The organism is Streptomyces sp. iso_384 (genome assembly GCF_056172905.1).
Window position 1 is genome coordinate 3,975,847 of the sequence record NZ_JBWBTT010000001.1, and the last position, 15,768, is coordinate 3,991,614.

The following is a 15,768-nucleotide window of genomic DNA, read 5'->3' on the forward strand; positions in this document are numbered from 1 at the left end:
AGGCCATGCTTACTGCCAGAAACACCGAGACAGCATGGGGTAGCCGGGAGGCAGTGTGTTCCAGACGGGATTCGTCAGCATGTACCCGTGGGTGACGGACGAGCTGGGGGAGGTGCACGGCGGGCAGCCCGGGGCAGTGAACGCGGACGGATCTGAGCCAGGCCCCGTCAACCATCATGTCCACCTCCGGTGGCGGCGTCGGCACGCTCACCGAGTGGTGGGCGTACGACGGACGCATCGAGGGTCCGGCCGCTACGCACCTGCGCGGCTCGTGCTCGTGCGGCTGGCGAGGCGAGACCCTGTACCCGGTTGACTGGGACCAGGCCCATGAACGACAGCCGTACGAGTACGACACCTCCGGCCCGGAGAGGGACTGGCTGCAGCACACGCAGGAGGTCGAGGCCACGCTCGTGCCCCTGCCCGACGACCTCGCGGCTCTCCTGGCGCAGGTGAACAAACGCCTGGACACCCTGTCCAGCTCTGAACCGCTGACAGTTCTACGCGCGGCCAACATCCTTCAGCGCCATACTCAGAATTCATCTCAATTGGCGATCGAGCCGCCCGTGTAATCGGAGACCGGGCGCAGGCCCGTTGACTTGACCGTGATGTGAGACTTGCAGCATGGACATGGGGCGTGAGTCGCGGTGGGAAAAGGACGCAATGACGGTGGAGATCGTTTTCGCCCTGGTGACTGCCGCCGTGCTGGCTGGGGTGATCTTTGCCGTCGCCTGGGCTCTCGTCCTGGTCCTTGACCTCTCTGGCTCGGCAGAGAGAGGCGTGTTGGTAGGGGGTGCGCTGCTCGGAGCGGTGGCCGGAGTGTGGCGTCTGGTACGGGTGCTGCTTCGGTTCAACGAGCAGCACCGAATGGGCCACTGACTACGGCCCTTCCCCTTGCGGTCGGTAGCCTCCCGCCGTGGGGATCGTTGAGCGGTTGGTGCCGGACGAGTTGTGGGCGTTGTTCCAGCGGGTGGTGCCGGAGGCGCCGTCGCGGCCGCAGGGTGGTGGTCGGCGTCGGCATGGCGACCGGGAAGTGCTGGCGGCGATCGTCTTCGTGGCGACGTCGGGTTGTACCTGGCAGCAGCTGCCTTCGGCGTCGTTCGGCCCGTCCGGAGCGACCGCCCACCGGCGGTTCTCGGAGTGGTCGAAGGCCAGGGTGTGGGCGAAGCTCCACCGCCTGGTCCTTGACGAACTCGGTGCCCGCGGTGAGCTGGACTGGTCGCGGTGCGCGATCGACTCGGTGAACATGCGGGCCTTGAAAAGGGGGACCTGACAGGTCCGAATCCTGTCGACCGGGGCAAGTACGGCTCGAAGATCCACATGATCACGGAACGGTCGGGTCTGCCCATATCCGTCGGCATTTCCGAGGCCAACGTGCACGACAGTCAGGCTCTGATCCCGCTCGTGAAGGGCATCCCGCCGATCCGCTCGCGACGCGGCCGGCGACGGCGCAAGCCCGCCAAACTCCACGCCGACAAGGGCTACGACTACGCCCACCTGCGGCGATGGTTACGCGGTCGCGGCATCACCCATCGCATCGCCCGCAAGGGAGTCGAGTCCTCGCAACGGCTGGGCCGCCATCGTTGGACCGTGGAGCGCACCATGGCCTGGCTCGCCGGCTGCCGCCGCCTCCACCGACGCTACGAACGCAAGGCCGACCACTTCCTCGCCTTCACGAGCATCGCCTGCACCCTCATCTGCTACCGCAGACTCGCCAAATGAGATGGCGTCTTAGAACAGACATGAGGGCGCTCAAGAGGGCGCTCAGGACCTGTTGTTCTTTGGTTCATGGCGCGTATCGGCCGAGTTCCGGCAACGTCACCTGTCGCGTTCCGGTGCCTTCTTCTCTCCAGGTACATGGCCTAGCGTCGGCTTCAGGAGCGGTGCATGGCGGGCCAAGAAGTCCCACAGCTGGTCGGCGACTGGCCCGTGCGGACGGTCGCGCCGTCGCGCTGCCGAGAGTTCCTCGACCACACCGGGAAAGTGCTGTCCGGCAATGGAAAGCAGGCTTCCATTGCACAGCTCAGTCTCGATCATGAACCGCGGCACGTGTCCCCACGCCATGCCGTGCATGATCAGCTCCTTCTTCATGAGATGGTCGGGAACAGAGGTCTGGGGCGCGCCCTCGACCAGGAAATGGCCTTGTTCGGACGGATGCCGCGACGAGTCCCGGACCACGCATTGGGTGAGGGCCTGCATCCGCTGGGGTGTGATGTCGGTGTCCGGAGGGAAGGGCAGGAACCCGGGTGCCACGACGGGCACCAGGGCGACGCGGCCGAGGTCGATCCACTCCATCCGTACGTCGCTCTTGGGGACGCGGTGCACGATGAGGTCGGCTTCGTCTTCCAGCAGCCGCTCCCAGGGGCCGGTGACGGTCTCGAATAGCAGGTGCAGTCGTGTCTGCGGGCGCTGAGCGAAGAAGCGGCTGAGTATCTCCAGCACCGGTGGAAGCGGACACAGGTCCCCGAGCACCACGCGCAGCTCGGACTCTTCGCCCATAGCCAACTGCACGGCGTAGGTCTGCAGTTCCTCGGCGTCATGCAGCAGGACGCGCACCTTGCGGTGGAAGGCGTGCCCGGCCTCGGTCAGCTGAACCCGATAGCCCGAGCGATCCAGCAGGTCCAGACCCAGCTGGCGCTCCAGCTTGGCGACCGCAGCGAACACAGAAGGGTGCGAGCGGTGCAATAGATCGGCGGCGGCCTGGAAGCCGCCGCCGCGCACAACGGCGTTGAAGCACTGCAACTCATGGAGCGTGAAGTCCGACATTGTCCAGAGAACCTACAGCGTGTGTTCGATCTTTGTAATAGATCTCTGCAGGCAGTGTTTCTAGGCTGAGCGCATAGCCGCTAGATCATGGAGCTGACATGACTGCTCGAACCCGTACCGCCATCACAACCGGAGACGGTGTCCGCATCGCCTACCGCTTCGACGGTGATGAGAACAATCCCGTGCTGCTGCTTTCGAACTCCATCGGCACCGACCTCCGCATGTGGGATGGCCAGGTGCCAGCTCTGACCGAGCACTTCCGGCTGCTGCGCTACGACGCACGCGGCCACGGCGCCTCCGATGCCCCGAGCGGCCCGTACTCCATGGACCGGCTGGGGCGCGACGTGGTGGAGCTGCTGGATGCCCTGGGCCTGCAGCGGGTGCACGTGTTGGGTCTGTCTCTGGGAGGAATGGTCGCGCAGTGGTTGGGGATCCATGTTCCGGAGCGTGTCGACCGTCTGGTCCTCTCCAACACCGCCGCGTACCTCGGCCCGGCGAATCAATGGGATCGGCCGATCGCCGAACTGCTGGAGGCCCCCGACATGCAGGTCATCGCGGAGAGGTTCCTGAACAACTGGTTCCCGGCCCGCATGCTGCGGGGCGACAACGAGGTTGTCGAGGGTTTCCGCCGCACTCTGCTCGCCACGCGGCGCGAGGGCGTGGCCGGCAGCTGGGCTGCGGTGCGTGACTACGACCTGCGCCGCACGGCCACACTCATCCAGAACCCGACCTTAGTCATCGCGGGCGAGCATGACACCGTCACGTCGGCCGACCACGGCAAGGAGCTCGCCGCGACCGTACCCGGGGCGCGGTTCACTGTCCTGCCCACGGTGCACATGGCGAACGTCGAAGGGCAGACGAAGTTCCTGGAGGCTGTGGTGGCGTTCCTTACAGAAGGGTCTTGACCTGTAGCGAAAAGCGGAGGGTGGCATGGGCGTGAGTAGCCGCAGGGCTGCCCGGGACGACTGGGCAGCCCTGCGGTACAGAGAATCTTCGTCTCAGGGCGTGACAGTCCTGGCTTCTTCGGGATTCTGCCCGTCGGTCCTACCACCGCCGCCGACGTCAATGGTTCGTCTCCGGAACCGTCGTCCGAACGCCCTGAGAAGCACAAGCGCCGTCGGGGCCTGCGCCGGCCCCGGCGGGTGGGCAAGGACCCGACGCCTCGCCTGTACGCATGCTGAACAGTCGAACATCTGCCTTGCCCTTCGTGAGCCCGAAGTTCTCTACCATCCCCGCACTCGGAAGGGCTCCTCGACGACCGGGTGGTCTCGGGCGAGAACCAGGTGGTCCCATGAACGGCGTGCCCAGTAGCTGACGCCCTCTCTCGCGGGAGCGTGCTTGGACCGACAGGCCCAGCCGAGCAAAGCAGGCTTCGGGAGGGATGTCCGGCCAGCCGGCGCCCCTCAGCCCTGCGTGGGACTCAACAGACGTTCCCTCTTCCTCCGGCTGTCGCGGAGAAAGACACCTCATGCAGTTAAGCCGTCAAGTGGATCACTTCATGGGCGAAGGACAGGCCCTGGCATCTGGATCAGCGGAAGTTCCGACGGTGGCACCTCCGGATCCGAAAGCGACACGAGATCGCGAGTGAGTACGTCGCCGCGTTCCAGTGTCGACACATATGTCAGTGCCTGCCTCAGATCCAGTGCTGGTGCATGTTGACGCAGCGCACGCAGGGCAGCCAGGCGCCCCTCGTCGGCGAGAATCTGCGCCACACGTGCACTGAGAGGGGCCTTCGCGTCGGACGTCATGTGCCCCTGAAGCGTCGGCGGTGCTCGTCCTGCCAGTTGTCCTGCTTGAAGGTCACGATCGGAATCAAGTAGACGCTGCCGTCCTCGCCATCGACCAGGATCGGTCCGCCGCCGACGATGAGATGCCCTGAGTCACCCGTCTCAAGCCATGCCCGTGACTGCGTTGACTGAAGCCACCCAAACTCGTGCCGCACCACCCCGGAAACCACCTCGGGCGGCACGGCCTCCTGCGAGAGTGGATGCTCCTGGTGCTCAAGCAAGAGGGCTTGCTCAACCAGTTCAACAGCACGCTCTTTCGAGATCACGCACCCATCATGCGGTTTGCCCTGCCGTCAGCCAATCGGTGTTCATGCCACTGCGGACCCGCTCGTCAGCGGGAAGGCAACGCTCTCGTCGTAGAACACCCGCTGCTGAAGGCAATGGTGGAGCTGTCCGAGCATGCGGTTGAACAGGTGGCGGAGGGCTTGGGCATGCCAGTCTCCTGCTTCGCGTCGTCGCCTGTAGTGGGCGTTCGCACCCTTCGAGTGGGTGAGGGTGGCGAAGGCCCAGAGGTATCCGGCGTGGTTGAGCCTGTTGTTCTTCACGAACCGGCGGCCGACGTACTTGGGTTTGCCTGAAGCCCGGGTGATGGGGGCCGCGCCCGCGTATGCCTTCAGTCCGCAGGCGGTGGCGAAACGGGCTCGGTCGTCGCCGACCTCGGCCAGGATGCGGGCTCCGACCTGGGCGCCGACGCCGGGGAAGCTGAGCATGATCGGCGCGTCCGGGTGGGTGCGGAAGGTCCGCTCGACCGCCTTGGCGAGCTCGTCGACGGCCTTGCAGGCGGCGTTGAGCTGGGTCAGTAGGGCCTTCGCCTGGATTCCCATGGCTTCCTCAACTGCGGGCAGCTGGCGAGCGGCGGCCTGTCGGAACAGTGTGTGGAGCCGTTCGGCGTCCTCGGTGATGCCGCGCTTGCGGCCCGCGTTTGTCATCATCAGCCGCAGCTTCCACGCCGGCAGCAGGGCGGCGAGGGTGGGAGTGGGGGCCGCTCCGAGGATCTTCCGGGCATCTGGACGGGTCAGGGTGCCCGCTTTCTCCCGCCAGGCGTCGAGCGCGGCCGGGAAGTACTCGCGCAAGACCGAGCGGAGCTGGCTGGCGATCTGCTGCCGGTTCCAGACCGCGTCCTGGTGGGCGCGAGCGAGGACGGCAATGGCCTGGGCCAGGTCGCTGTCCGTCGGCAGCGGCCGGTGCATGTGCATGTCGGTGCGGATGATGTTCGCCAGGACCAGGGCGTCGCCGGGGTCGGACTTCTTGCGGCTCACGCCGTGCCGGTCGCGGTAGCGGGAAGCCGCCATCGGGTTGACTGCGAAGATTTGCCGGGTGCCGGTCCGCAACGTGGCGACCAGCAGGCCGCGGCTGGTCTCGATCGCAATGGGGATGGGTGCCTCGGCGGTGTCGCCGTGCTCAGCCAGAAGGTCGAGCAGGACCTCGTAGCCGTCCAGGTCGTCATTGATGCGGCACTTGGCCAGTTGCTTACCGCTGGTGTCGATGATCGCGACGTCGTGGTGTCCCTCCGCCCAGTCGATCCCGCAGAACACGTCCATACCCCGCCCTTTCGCCGGTGCTGTTCTCGAACGCGAGCACACGGGCCGCACGGCGCACTAATTCCAGGACTCCAAGGTCCGCCACCTCATCAGCCGTGCGCGGCACCGCAAGGCCGCACGGGCGCACGCCGTGTCCAGAGCTCAAGGCTCGTGAGGAAGAAGGCGTCACCGTGCGGCAGCTCATCCATCGAGGATCTCGAACCCAAGGGGGCCCGTGAGGGCAGAACGTGCGAGGACCGGCCGGCACCGAGCGCCACCGGTCTTTCTACAGACCTCGCACGGTCGGAGGTGTCGTAGGGGTCACCACGGCACCGACCGGACCACACACGTCCTGCCCCGGGCTGGACAACCGCCCCGGGCCCCTCAGAGATCCAGAACCTCTAATTACTGTCGAATTAGAGGTGTCGGCGCGGGGATCGGGCTTGCCCGCCGGGCATGACCAGGGAAAACGGGCGGTCGGCGGATCGGGGGGTTCACACTCCCGGTGCAACCCCCGGTGCAACCCCTGGGGCAACCGTCCAGCACCCGGTACAGCCAACCGCCGGTGCAACCCTCTATCGGATCGCGCCCGGCAGGCTTGCCCGCCGCCGCAGGGAAGGGAAATGGGACCTCTTCCCGCTGCCGGGGAAGAGGTGTCGGCTTCCCGGGCCCGCTGACCCACCGGCCCCGACCTGCACCAGCACCCCGGCGGATAGCAGCAGGTACGCAACCTGTTGAGCAATCAGAAGGGCAACTGGATGTGCAACTTGTTGAGCAATCTGTTGGACGCGCCGTCGTACGGAACGGGTGGGGCCACTTCTGCCCGTTCCTCCGTCATTGTCAACGAGTCCGGGAGTCACCCGTCAGGGCCGGGTGACTGGTGGGGCCACCCGTCGGTGAACGCCCTGAGCTGTCCACGCTGCCGCTCCTCTCGCGACACCGGTCCGCAGTACGTAGATGACGCCGGCGAGCGCTATTCGATCGGGAATGCGCAGCCGCCCCGGGTGGCGATGGCGCCGTTCGGGGGCGGGCGGCAGCAGCGGGGCCACCCGCTCCCACAGGTCATCCGGAACAAGATCAGCACGCACGCCGGACACCCTGCCGACCAAGATCGTCGAGCGCAAGACCCACGGCTCAACTCATTCTGAAACGATCAGTAAGTCCGTTGGAATCGCCGCTGGTTGGAGCTGGAGGTATACCAGCTCCGAACCGGTGGTCAGGCGCTCCCATACCTCCCGCTCGTAGGTTCTCCGTAGTCGGCGCAGCGGACGCCGCTCACCAAGGAGGAACAGGATGTCCGAGAACACGAACCCTGAGCCCGCTGACCTCGAGGCCGAGGACATGGAGGTCGTCGCGCACGGCGAGGACCAGGAGCTCGAAGCCGGCTGCATCATCAACGGCACCAGCCAGCTCTGACTCGTCCTGCTAGACACTGAGCAGCGCACGGCCTCCCCGGCTCCATGGCCCCGCGCCGGGAGCCGGGGAGCCTGCGCGGCCCGGTACGAGACGGACCACAGCCCGCAGTAGATGAACCACGGCTCCCTACGCGGCGGGCCGCCATCCGTCCGAGATGAACCGATGCCTGTACGCGACGAACCGACACCATGCCCCGAGGGGAGCACCGAGTGACCTCCGCAACCCGTCCGACACGGTCCCGGTACCCCCGCACGCTCCGGCAGGGGCCCGCCCACGAGGACCGGGCATCGTGAGAATCCTCCTCTGCCCGCTCAGCGACGGCGGCTACCTCTACCCGGCCCTCGCGGCCGGACGTGAGCTCCGGCGCCGGGGCCACCACGTCAGTGTGCTCGGCCGGTCCACCGCCAGGGACGTCGTCGCCGACGCCAAACTCGCCTTCGCGCCCGCCGAGGACTTCGGCGGCGACGGGGCCTTCTCCGCCGCCCGCTGGGGAGCCACCGGTGTGGCGCAGTACCGGGCCACCGTGCGTGCGGCCCGTGCGGCCGACGCCGACCTGCTGGTCACCTCTGTCCTGTGCAATGGGACCCTGCTCGCCGCAGAGGTACTGGACCTCCCCGTCATCGTGATCGGGCTCGCGGCCCACCTGTGGGACTACCGGACCGGCGGCGACGGAGAACCTCAGCACGGTCGGACCCGGGAGAACCGGACCCAGGAGGGGCATTTGCTCTACGCCTCCGTACGGGAGCGGGCCGGGGAGCCGGCCCGCGCCTCCCGCTGGCAGGGCAGCCCCCTGCTGGGCGATGCCCTGCTCCTGCGCGGCGATCCGGGACTGGAGTACCCGGGTGCGCATCTGCCGGAGAACGTGCGGCATGTTGGGCCGCTGGCCTGGGAGCCCGCGCCGAGACCTCGCGAGTTGGACGACATCACCCGCCACCTGGACCGGTCCGGCAAACCCGTCGTCTATGTCCACCTCGGCCGTAACTTCGGCGGCTCGAGCTTGTGGCCGACGCTCAACAGGGCTTTCACCGACGGGCCGTTCCAGGCCGTGGTCGAGCAGGGCCGCTCCACGGAGCCGCTGCCCGACCCGGACGCCGACATCCTGCTCGTACGCAAACCCTGGCTGGGCCCCCTCATCGACCTGGCGGGCGTCGTGCTGTCCAACGGCACCTCGGCGCCCGTCCTGGCCTCGCTGCTGCGTGGCCGGCCCCTCGTCCTCTCGCCCAACGGCTCCGAGCAGCCCCTGCTGACCGGTGCCTGCCTGCGGGCCGGTGTCGCCGTCCACCTGTCCGGCCCGCCGTCGACCGGGCCGGCGCAGGTGCTAGATGCGGCCTGGCGGGACGACGGTCTGCGAGCCCGCGCACATGCGCTCGGCCGCCGGCTCGCCGCCGTCGACAGCGCGTCCCTCGCGGCCGACGCCGTCGAGCGGACGGCCCGGACATCCGCGCCACCGAAGGAGGACCATGCGTACGCGACCAGCCGGCCTTGACGAGGCCGCGGCGGCGGTGTCGACCGGCACGCTCCGGTGGACAGCGCGCCACGCTCCCTACCTCGACTCACCGGCCGCCCGCGCCGGACTTCCGGTGACCCCGCGCGTCAAGGCGCTTCTCCAACTCGCCCTGCTCCGCCGCGTCTGGTCCAGGCTCGCCCCATCGGACCCCGGCCTTCAGGACGTGACCGCCACAGTAAAACGTGCTTGGCAGCGAACGGAGTTCGCCCAGCTCCTTGCGCTCGAACCGCACTACGCACGGCAGTTCCAACTGATGTACGCGGCGCTCGCACCGTCCGGCACGGTCACCGGGCCCCATCGCGCCGTCCTGGACCGGCTGGCTGCCGACGGCTATCTCACCCCGCGCCGAAAGTCGCCCTACCTCCACCTGGAGACCCGGTACTACGCCGACCTCGCCGGCCTCGCGCACCGACTCGCGCCGTACGAGGAGCTGTACGCGGACAGTCTCGCGGCTCGGGCCCACGGGCTGCCCACGGCCGGGCTGGATGTCTGCCAGGTCACCCACACGCTCTTCTACACCGGCGACTTCGGCTTCCGCGAGCCCAGCCCGACCGGCCAGGGACTGGAGCGGATCGCCGGCACCGTCGAACGGCTCACGGACCATTGCGTACAGGAAGAGCTCTGGGACTTCGCCGCCAAGCTGATCCTCGCTCAGCACTGCCTGGGGCTGGATCCGCTGCGCACGCCTTCGGGGGCGGCAGCCGTCCGGATGCTCGCGCGGTCCATGACAGCCGAGGGTGCGATACCCGGCAAGTCCGCCGCCGAGCGCGCTCCGGCGGACGCGGCGTACACGACGCCCGTGGGGTTCTTCCGGCATGCCTACCAGGCGACGCTCGGCACCGCGCTGGCGATGCTCGTCGTCACGGAGAGCCGGAAGGACCGGACGGAGCGGACCGCCGTGGCGGGAGTGACGAGAGGGAACCGATGAGCGTCGAGCAGGTCGACCGACCGGACAGGGCGCGTACGCATGCGGAACACAGCGGCCAAGGGGACACGATGAGTCTGGAACAACTTGCACCGGCGACGGAGCGCACCGGCGGTGAGCGCCTCCTCGAAGGCAAGCGGAACTGGTGGTTCCTCGGTCCCGGCGGGGTCGTCCGCCTCGGGAGCCGGCATGTCACGCCGGAGGGGACGCTGCTGCCCGGCTCGGAGCAACTGCTGCGCGAGCGCGGCCTGTTCTCCTCCGCGCCGCCACGCTCGTACGCGCTGACCGTCCTCACCAGCACCCACTGCAACCTCGGCTGCGGCTACTGCTTCCAGAACACCGCCCAGGACCCGGCCGGCGGCACCCGACCGCCCCGCATCGCCCGGACCCGCCTCACCTCGCGGACCATCACCTCCGTCCTCGACTTCACCCGGCAGCGGATGGCCGAATCCGAGCTGGAACGGCTCCGCATCCTCCTCTTCGGCGGCGAACCCCTGCTCAACCCGCGCGGCTGCCTCGAACTGCTGGAGCGCGCCCAGGACATCGGGCTCACCTCCGCCTGGATGATCTCCAACGCCACGCTGCTCACCCCGGCGCTGGCACGGCAGCTCTCCGACCTCGGGCTCGACTCCGTCCAGGTCACCTTCGACGGCGACCGCCCCGACCACGACCGCATCCGGGTCGGCCGGGCGGACGGCGGCGGGACCTTCGACACGATCGTCCGCAACATCGTCCGGGCCTCGGAGGCCGCACCGATCCGGTGGACCCTGCGCGTCAACGTCTCCCAGGACAACTTCGCCGGCGTCGACCGGCTCGTCGAACGGCTCGCGGAAGCCCTCGACCCCGCCCGCTGCACCCTGTACTTCGCCCGGGTCGGCGATGTGGGCATCGGGTACGCCAACGACCTGCTGCACACCGGCGAACTCCCGGCCGCCTTCAGCCGGTGGCAGCGCCGGGCACTCGAACTCGGCTTCACCGTGACCCGCCCCGGTTCCCGCCGGCCCTGCCCCACCTGCGGTCACGCGGGCGGCCGGTACGGCGCGGTCATCAGCGCGGACGGCACCCTGGCCAGCTGCTGGGAGACCGCCGGCAAGCCCGACTGGGAGGTCGGCACGGCCGCCGACGGGTACCAGCCCGGGGAGCGGACCGAGAAGCGCTGGATCGCCTGCGAGGACCTCTACCGCTACGACGAGGACGGCCGGACCCTCGCCGCGTTCCGCGACACCGTCGACGCGGCGCTGCTCGACCACCTGTACGAGACGGGGCGCCTGTAGTCATGGACGCGCCCCTCGACCAGCTCTCCTCCGGCGCGCTCGACTGGCTGTGCACCCACCTGGACCACTTCGACCCGTTCTCCGCGAGCGCCGCCACGGCGACGCACGCCCCGGCGAAGGCCGCCCTCGAGCTGGCCCTGCTCTGCCACTGCGCGGCCCGCCTGGAGAAGCCGCCGGACTCCCTGAACGCCGCCGCCACCCTCGTACGGACCCTCTGGCAGCACCCCGGCTTCCCGCCGCTCCTCGCCGCCCACCCCGAACACGCACCCTCCTACCGGCTGATCTACGCGGCCCTGGCACCCGACGGGATCGACGACACCTGCCGCACAGCCGCGCTCGCCCACCTGCCCGACGCCTTCCTCGCGCCCGAGGGGAAGACGCCGTACCAGCGCATCGAGATCCGCTACTACGCGGACAAGGCCGGTCTCCGCCACCGCATCGAGCCGTACGCCGAACTCGTCCCGCACAGCCCGCTCGTCGCTCTCCGCGCCGAGGAGAGCGACGACACGGCGCCACTCACCGCCCCGCAGGCGTACGCCCTGACCCACGCAGGCTTCTACCTCGGGGACTTCGGGCACGCCCGCCCCGCGCTGACCGGCGACGCCCTGACGTACGCCCGGAACCTGACCGACCGCATGCTCGCCCACTGCGTCGAGCACGACTGGTGGGACCTGGCCGCCGAACTCCTCCTCACCCAGTTCATCCTGGGCGCCGAGCCGCAGCGCACGCCCTCCGGGGCCGCCGCCGTGGAGTGCCTGGCGCGTGCCCAACGGCCCGACGGCGCGATCCCCGGCCGGTCGGCGGCGCTCGCGGCGACCGGCGGCGTCACCGGCGGCGAGCTCTTCCGGCTGGCTTACCACACGACCCTGGTGACCGCTCTGATGGCGCTGAGCCTGGCCTCGACGGGACGACCGTCATGAGCCTCCGCTTCACCCTCATCAACCGCGACTACACCCGGCTCTGGATCGGCCAGGCCGTCTCCTCCCTCGGCGACGCCGTCTTCAGCACCACACTGGTCCTCTGGGTCGCCACCGTGCTGGCCAAGGAGAAGACCTGGGCGCCCGCCGCCGTCAGCGGTGTCCTGCTGGCCACCGGCGCCGCCGTCCTCTTCGTCGGCCCGCTCGCGGGCGTCTTCGTCGACCGCTGGAACAAGATCGCCACGATGCTGCGGAGCGAAGTCGTCCGCGGCGGGCTGGTGGTCACCCTCACCACCGTCTCGTTCCTGCCGGTCGACGCGCTCCCCATCGGCCTCTGGCTGGCCCTTGTCTACCTGACCGTCCTGACGCTCAACGCGGCCAGCCAGTTCTTCACTCCGGCGCGTTTCGCGGTCATCGCGGACCTCGTGACCGGCGACGCCGACCGCGCTCGGGCGGCCGGCATCGCCCAGGCCACCAGCCAGACCGCGTGGATCGTCGGACCGCCCCTCGCCGCGCCGCTGCTCTTCGCGGCCGGTCTCCAGTGGGCGCTGCTCTTCAACGCGTTCTCGTACGCGGTGTCGTACCTCGCGATCCGCTCCATCCGCTCGATCCCGTCCCACACACCCGACGCCTCCGGCCCGGACACCGCGCCGGAGCACACCGCGAGCCGGACCGGTGGCCTGCTGGGGGAGTTCACCGCCGGCCTCCGCTTCTTCGCGCGCAGCAGGTTCCTGGTCGCGCTGGTGCTGCTCGCGGTCATCGGCCAGTTCGGGCTCGGTGCCCTCTCGACCCTGAACATCTTCTTCGCCACGGACAACCTCCACATGTCCGCCCACCTGTACGGCTACATCGGTACGGCGATGGGGCTCGGCGGCATCGTCGGCGCGCTCTGCGCAGGCCGCGTGGTGCAGCGGATCGGGGCGCGGCGGACCACCTGGATCGGCCTCCTGGCCAGCGGCGCGCTGCTCATCGCCTACTCCCGGCAGACCGGGTTCATCGGCGGCATCGCGGTCCTGTTCGTCTTCACCGTGCCGCTCACCATGCTCAACACCGCGATGGCGCCGCTGCTGCTCGCCGCGGCGGCCCCCGAATACCGGGGCCGGGTGGTGGCGGTCTTCTACCCGGTGACCCAGCTGGCGTCGATGCTTGCCGCCGTGCTCTCCGGCTGGCTCGCCAGCTCGGTCCTGCGAGACATCGCGGGTTCGGTCGGCTCCCTCTGGTTCGGTCCCATCGACACGATCTTCGCGTTCTCCGGGCTGTTCGTCGTAGCCTCTGGCGTCTACGCCTGGCGCGCTCTACCTGGCACGGAGAGCGCCGAGAGACGCAAAACCGCTACGGAGAGCGCGAGGAAGCCCGACGCCCGTCCGGGAAACGGCGAGAGACCCGACGCCGATCCGCGCGGCGCGGCGCCCGTTCCGCACCGGCCCCGTGCTGTCGACCACGACATCGCCCCCTAAGGACAGCTCGGCGACAGGCCCTAGGTGCACGTACACCGCCCACCACGCCCCGAGGGAGAACCGCGTGACCTCCGTCCCCCGAACCACTCAGCACCGGTACCCCCACGCAGACCGGCAGTCCCTCGTGCAGGAGCTGCACGGAGTGCGCGCCCCCGACCCGTACCGGTGGCTGGAGGACGCCGACTGCACCGCCACACGCCGCTGGAGTGCGGAGCAGGACGCCCTGTACGAGGAGGAGCGGGCGGCCTGGGACGGGCTGGGGCGGTGGGAGGCGCGGGTGGCGGCGCTCACCGCCGTCGACCGCGCGATGGCGCCCAAGGTCCGTGGCGGCAGGGTGTTCTGGCTCCGGCAGGACGCGGGCCAGGAGCATCCGGTCCTCGTGGTCGCGGAGGCCGGCGAAGGCGGCTTGGAGCGAGTGCTGCTGGACCCCGTCGCCCTCGACCCGTCCGGGCGGACGGTGCTCGACGCCTGGCAGCCGTCCCTGGAAGGGGACCTCCTGGCCTTCCAGCTGTCCCGGGGCGGCACCGAGGACTCGCTGCTGCGGGTGATCGACGTGAACACAGGCAAGGTCGTCGACGGTCCGGTGGACCGGGTGCGGAAGTCGTCAATCGGCTGGCTGCCCGGGGGCGAGGCGTTCTACTACGTCCGGGCGCAGGACCCGCGGCTGCACCCCGGCGAAGGCCGCTACCACCGCCGCGTCCACCTCCACCGGACTGGGACCACGCCCGACGCCGACGCGGTGGTCTTCGGTGAAGGACGGGACCGGACCGAGTTCTACGGCGTGGCCGTGAGCGAGGACGGCCGCCGGCTCGTCGTCACGGCCACCCGGGGCACCGGCCGGGGGACCGCCCTGTACCTGGCGGACCTGGCCGAAGGGCCGCCGGAGCGGCCGGTGTTCCGGCCCGTCCAGGAGGACATGGAGGCCGCCACCCGCCTGCACCTGGCACCCGCCACTGGACCGGACGACGTGGTGTGGCTGCGTACCGACCGCGGCGCCGCCCGGGGCCGGGTCGTCGCCTGCCGACCGGCCGACCTGCATCGGGGCCCGGCCGCCTGGCGCGAGGTGATCGCCGAACGCCCCGACGCGGTCCTCACCGACCTCGTCGTCCTGTCGGGCCACGAGCTCGGCCACCCGCTCGGCCTGGCCGCCTGGACCGTCCGCACGGTCGCGGAGGTGACCGTGCACGACCTGACCGACGGGCGGCGGCTGGCCACGGTCCCGCTGCCCGGCACCGGCACGGTCGGCGACTTCTCAGCCGGACCGCACGGGAGTCATGAGGTGTGGCTCTCGTACACCGACTTCACCACCCCGGCCCGCGTCCTCCGCTTCGACGCGAGGACCCTGACCGTCACGCCCTGGGAGCGCGGCCCCCGGCCCACCTCGGCGGTCAGCGAAGCGGTCACCGTCCAGACCGCCTTCCCTTCCCGCGACGGCACGACGGTCCGCATGTTCGTGATCTCACCGACGGGATGCCCGGACCGGCCCCGTCCGGTCCTCCTCACCGGCTACGGCGGCTTCGGCGGCACGATGTCGCCCCGCTACCGGGCGCAGGTCCTCGCCTGGGTCGCGGCGGGCGGAGTCTTCGCCTGGGCGGGGCTGCGCGGCGGCGGCGAGGAGGGCGAGGCGTGGCACCGGGCCGGCAGCGGGGCACGCAAACAGAACACCTTCGACGACTTCTCGGCCGCCTCCGACCACCTTCTCGCACGCGGCTGGACCCAACCGGGCCGCATCGCGATCATCGGCGGGTCCAACGGCGGGCTGCTGGTCGGCGCCGCCCTCACTCAGCGGCCCGACGCGTACGCCGCCGCGGTCTGCATGTCCCCGCTGCTGGACATGGTCCGCTACGAGCTGTCCGGACTGGGACCCAGCTGGGTGCCCGAGTACGGAACTGCCCAGGACCCGGCCCAGCTGCGGACCCTGCTCGGCTACTCCCCCTACCACCACGTCACCCCCGGCACCGCCTATCCACCGGTGCTGCTGACCGCGTCGGACGGCGACACCAGGACCGACCCGCTGCACGCCCGCAAGATGTGCGCCGCCCTCCAGCACGCGTCCACCGGCCCCGGCCCAGTCCTGCTCCGGCTGGAACAGGGCGTCGGCCACGGCGACCGCGCCGCCTCACGCTCGGTGGCGCTCCAGGCCGAGTGCCTGGCCTTCCTCGCTCAGCACGTCGGCCTCGCTCCGCCAGCCCCATAGGACCA

14 protein-coding genes and 1 pseudogene are annotated in these 15,768 nt (G+C 69.7%); 11 read left to right on the forward strand and 4 right to left on the reverse strand.

Annotated elements, in window-relative coordinates; all coding sequences use genetic code 11:
- Positions 1 to 176 precede the first annotated feature (176 nt).
- The 3 genes from AC0VY3_RS17750 (at position 177) to AC0VY3_RS17760 (ending at position 1,719) form a co-directional block, all read left to right on the forward strand.
- Positions 177 to 569, forward strand: coding sequence for a hypothetical protein (locus tag AC0VY3_RS17750; protein ID WP_475550004.1), 393 nt, complete (start codon positions 177 to 179; stop codon positions 567 to 569).
- 52 nt (positions 570 to 621) lie between these two features.
- Positions 622 to 876 (forward strand): DUF6332 family protein, encoded by a 255-nt coding sequence (locus AC0VY3_RS17755; RefSeq protein ID WP_475550005.1) that lies wholly within the window; start codon positions 622 to 624, stop codon positions 874 to 876.
- Positions 877 to 919: 43 nt separating this feature from the next.
- A protein-coding gene (locus tag AC0VY3_RS17760) for an IS5 family transposase (protein WP_475551697.1) occupies positions 920 to 1,719 on the forward strand; the annotation gives its coding sequence in 2 pieces (ribosomal slippage) (positions 920 to 1,259 and positions 1,259 to 1,719; 801 coding nt in all).
- A 96-nt stretch (positions 1,720 to 1,815) separates the two neighbouring features.
- Here the strand turns inward: AC0VY3_RS17760 and AC0VY3_RS17765 are convergent.
- A complete protein-coding gene (locus AC0VY3_RS17765; RefSeq protein ID WP_475550006.1) occupies positions 1,816 to 2,763 on the reverse strand; it encodes a LysR family transcriptional regulator in 948 nt (315 codons plus the stop codon).
- Positions 2,764 to 2,861: 98 nt separating this feature from the next.
- Between AC0VY3_RS17765 and pcaD the strand changes: the two genes are divergently transcribed.
- Positions 2,862 to 3,668 (forward strand): 3-oxoadipate enol-lactonase, encoded by an 807-nt coding sequence (gene pcaD, locus AC0VY3_RS17770; RefSeq protein WP_475550007.1) that lies wholly within the window; start codon positions 2,862 to 2,864, stop codon positions 3,666 to 3,668.
- Positions 3,669 to 4,507: 839 nt separating this feature from the next.
- On the opposite strand, the gene AC0VY3_RS17775 is transcribed toward pcaD, so the two are convergent.
- From AC0VY3_RS17775 to AC0VY3_RS17785, 3 genes and pseudogenes are all read right to left on the reverse strand, one after another.
- A complete protein-coding gene (locus AC0VY3_RS17775; protein ID WP_475550008.1) occupies positions 4,508 to 4,816 on the reverse strand; it encodes a YrhB domain-containing protein in 309 nt (102 codons plus the stop codon).
- Positions 4,817 to 4,858: 42 nt separating this feature from the next.
- A complete protein-coding gene (locus AC0VY3_RS17780; RefSeq protein WP_103512433.1) occupies positions 4,859 to 6,091 on the reverse strand; it encodes an IS110 family RNA-guided transposase in 1,233 nt (410 codons plus the stop codon).
- 914 nt (positions 6,092 to 7,005) lie between these two features.
- A pseudogene (locus AC0VY3_RS17785) lies at positions 7,006 to 7,158 on the reverse strand (transposase); the annotation flags it as partial.
- A 205-nt stretch (positions 7,159 to 7,363) separates the two neighbouring features.
- Between AC0VY3_RS17785 and AC0VY3_RS17790 the strand changes: the two are divergent.
- From AC0VY3_RS17790 to AC0VY3_RS17820, 7 genes are all read left to right on the forward strand, one after another.
- The gene (locus AC0VY3_RS17790) at positions 7,364 to 7,486 is read left to right on the forward strand and encodes a hypothetical protein (RefSeq protein ID WP_258047405.1); all 123 of its coding nucleotides are present in this window, start codon (positions 7,364 to 7,366) and stop codon (positions 7,484 to 7,486) included.
- 289 nt (positions 7,487 to 7,775) lie between these two features.
- Entirely contained in the window at positions 7,776 to 8,972 is a 1,197-nt protein-coding gene (locus tag AC0VY3_RS17795; protein WP_103512432.1) for a glycosyltransferase, read from the forward strand.
- On the forward strand, positions 8,947 to 9,921 hold the full coding sequence (locus tag AC0VY3_RS17800; RefSeq protein WP_475550009.1) for a DUF6895 family protein: 975 nt from the start codon (positions 8,947 to 8,949) through the stop codon (positions 9,919 to 9,921). Before AC0VY3_RS17795 ends, AC0VY3_RS17800 begins: the two co-directional genes overlap by 26 nt.
- 68 nt (positions 9,922 to 9,989) lie before the next feature.
- Positions 9,990 to 11,192: a radical SAM protein gene (locus AC0VY3_RS17805; protein ID WP_103512438.1), complete on the forward strand. Its 1,203-nt coding sequence runs from the start codon at positions 9,990 to 9,992 to the stop codon at positions 11,190 to 11,192.
- Positions 11,193 to 11,194: 2 nt separating this feature from the next.
- Positions 11,195 to 12,112, forward strand: a complete 918-nt coding sequence (locus AC0VY3_RS17810) for a DUF6895 family protein (protein ID WP_103512430.1) — start codon at positions 11,195 to 11,197, stop codon at positions 12,110 to 12,112.
- Positions 12,109 to 13,566, forward strand: coding sequence for an MFS transporter (locus AC0VY3_RS17815; RefSeq protein ID WP_475550010.1), 1,458 nt, complete (start codon positions 12,109 to 12,111; stop codon positions 13,564 to 13,566). Before AC0VY3_RS17810 ends, AC0VY3_RS17815 begins: the two co-directional genes overlap by 4 nt.
- A 64-nt stretch (positions 13,567 to 13,630) precedes the next feature.
- The gene (locus AC0VY3_RS17820; protein ID WP_475550011.1) at positions 13,631 to 15,763 is read left to right on the forward strand and encodes a prolyl oligopeptidase family serine peptidase; all 2,133 of its coding nucleotides are present in this window, start codon (positions 13,631 to 13,633) and stop codon (positions 15,761 to 15,763) included.
- Positions 15,764 to 15,768 lie beyond the last annotated feature (5 nt).

Bases quoted from the DNA above. Each gene is read 5' to 3' on its own strand.
- AC0VY3_RS17765 (WP_475550006.1), bottom strand. From the start codon at position 2,763: ATGTCGGACTTCACGCTCCATGAGTTGCAGTGCTTCAACGCCGTTGTG.
- AC0VY3_RS17800 (WP_475550009.1), top strand. From the start codon at position 8,947: ATGCGTACGCGACCAGCCGGCCTTGACGAGGCCGCGGCGGCGGTGTCG.
- AC0VY3_RS17750 (WP_475550004.1), top strand. From the start codon at position 177: ATGTCCACCTCCGGTGGCGGCGTCGGCACGCTCACCGAGTGGTGGGCG.
- AC0VY3_RS17755 (WP_475550005.1), top strand. From the start codon at position 622: ATGGACATGGGGCGTGAGTCGCGGTGGGAAAAGGACGCAATGACGGTG.
- AC0VY3_RS17815 (WP_475550010.1), top strand. From the start codon at position 12,109: ATGAGCCTCCGCTTCACCCTCATCAACCGCGACTACACCCGGCTCTGG.
- pcaD (WP_475550007.1), top strand. From the start codon at position 2,862: ATGACTGCTCGAACCCGTACCGCCATCACAACCGGAGACGGTGTCCGC.
- AC0VY3_RS17780 (WP_103512433.1), bottom strand. From the start codon at position 6,091: ATGGACGTGTTCTGCGGGATCGACTGGGCGGAGGGACACCACGACGTC.
- AC0VY3_RS17805 (WP_103512438.1), top strand. From the start codon at position 9,990: ATGAGTCTGGAACAACTTGCACCGGCGACGGAGCGCACCGGCGGTGAG.
- AC0VY3_RS17810 (WP_103512430.1), top strand. From the start codon at position 11,195: ATGGACGCGCCCCTCGACCAGCTCTCCTCCGGCGCGCTCGACTGGCTG.
- AC0VY3_RS17790 (WP_258047405.1), top strand. From the start codon at position 7,364: ATGTCCGAGAACACGAACCCTGAGCCCGCTGACCTCGAGGCCGAGGAC.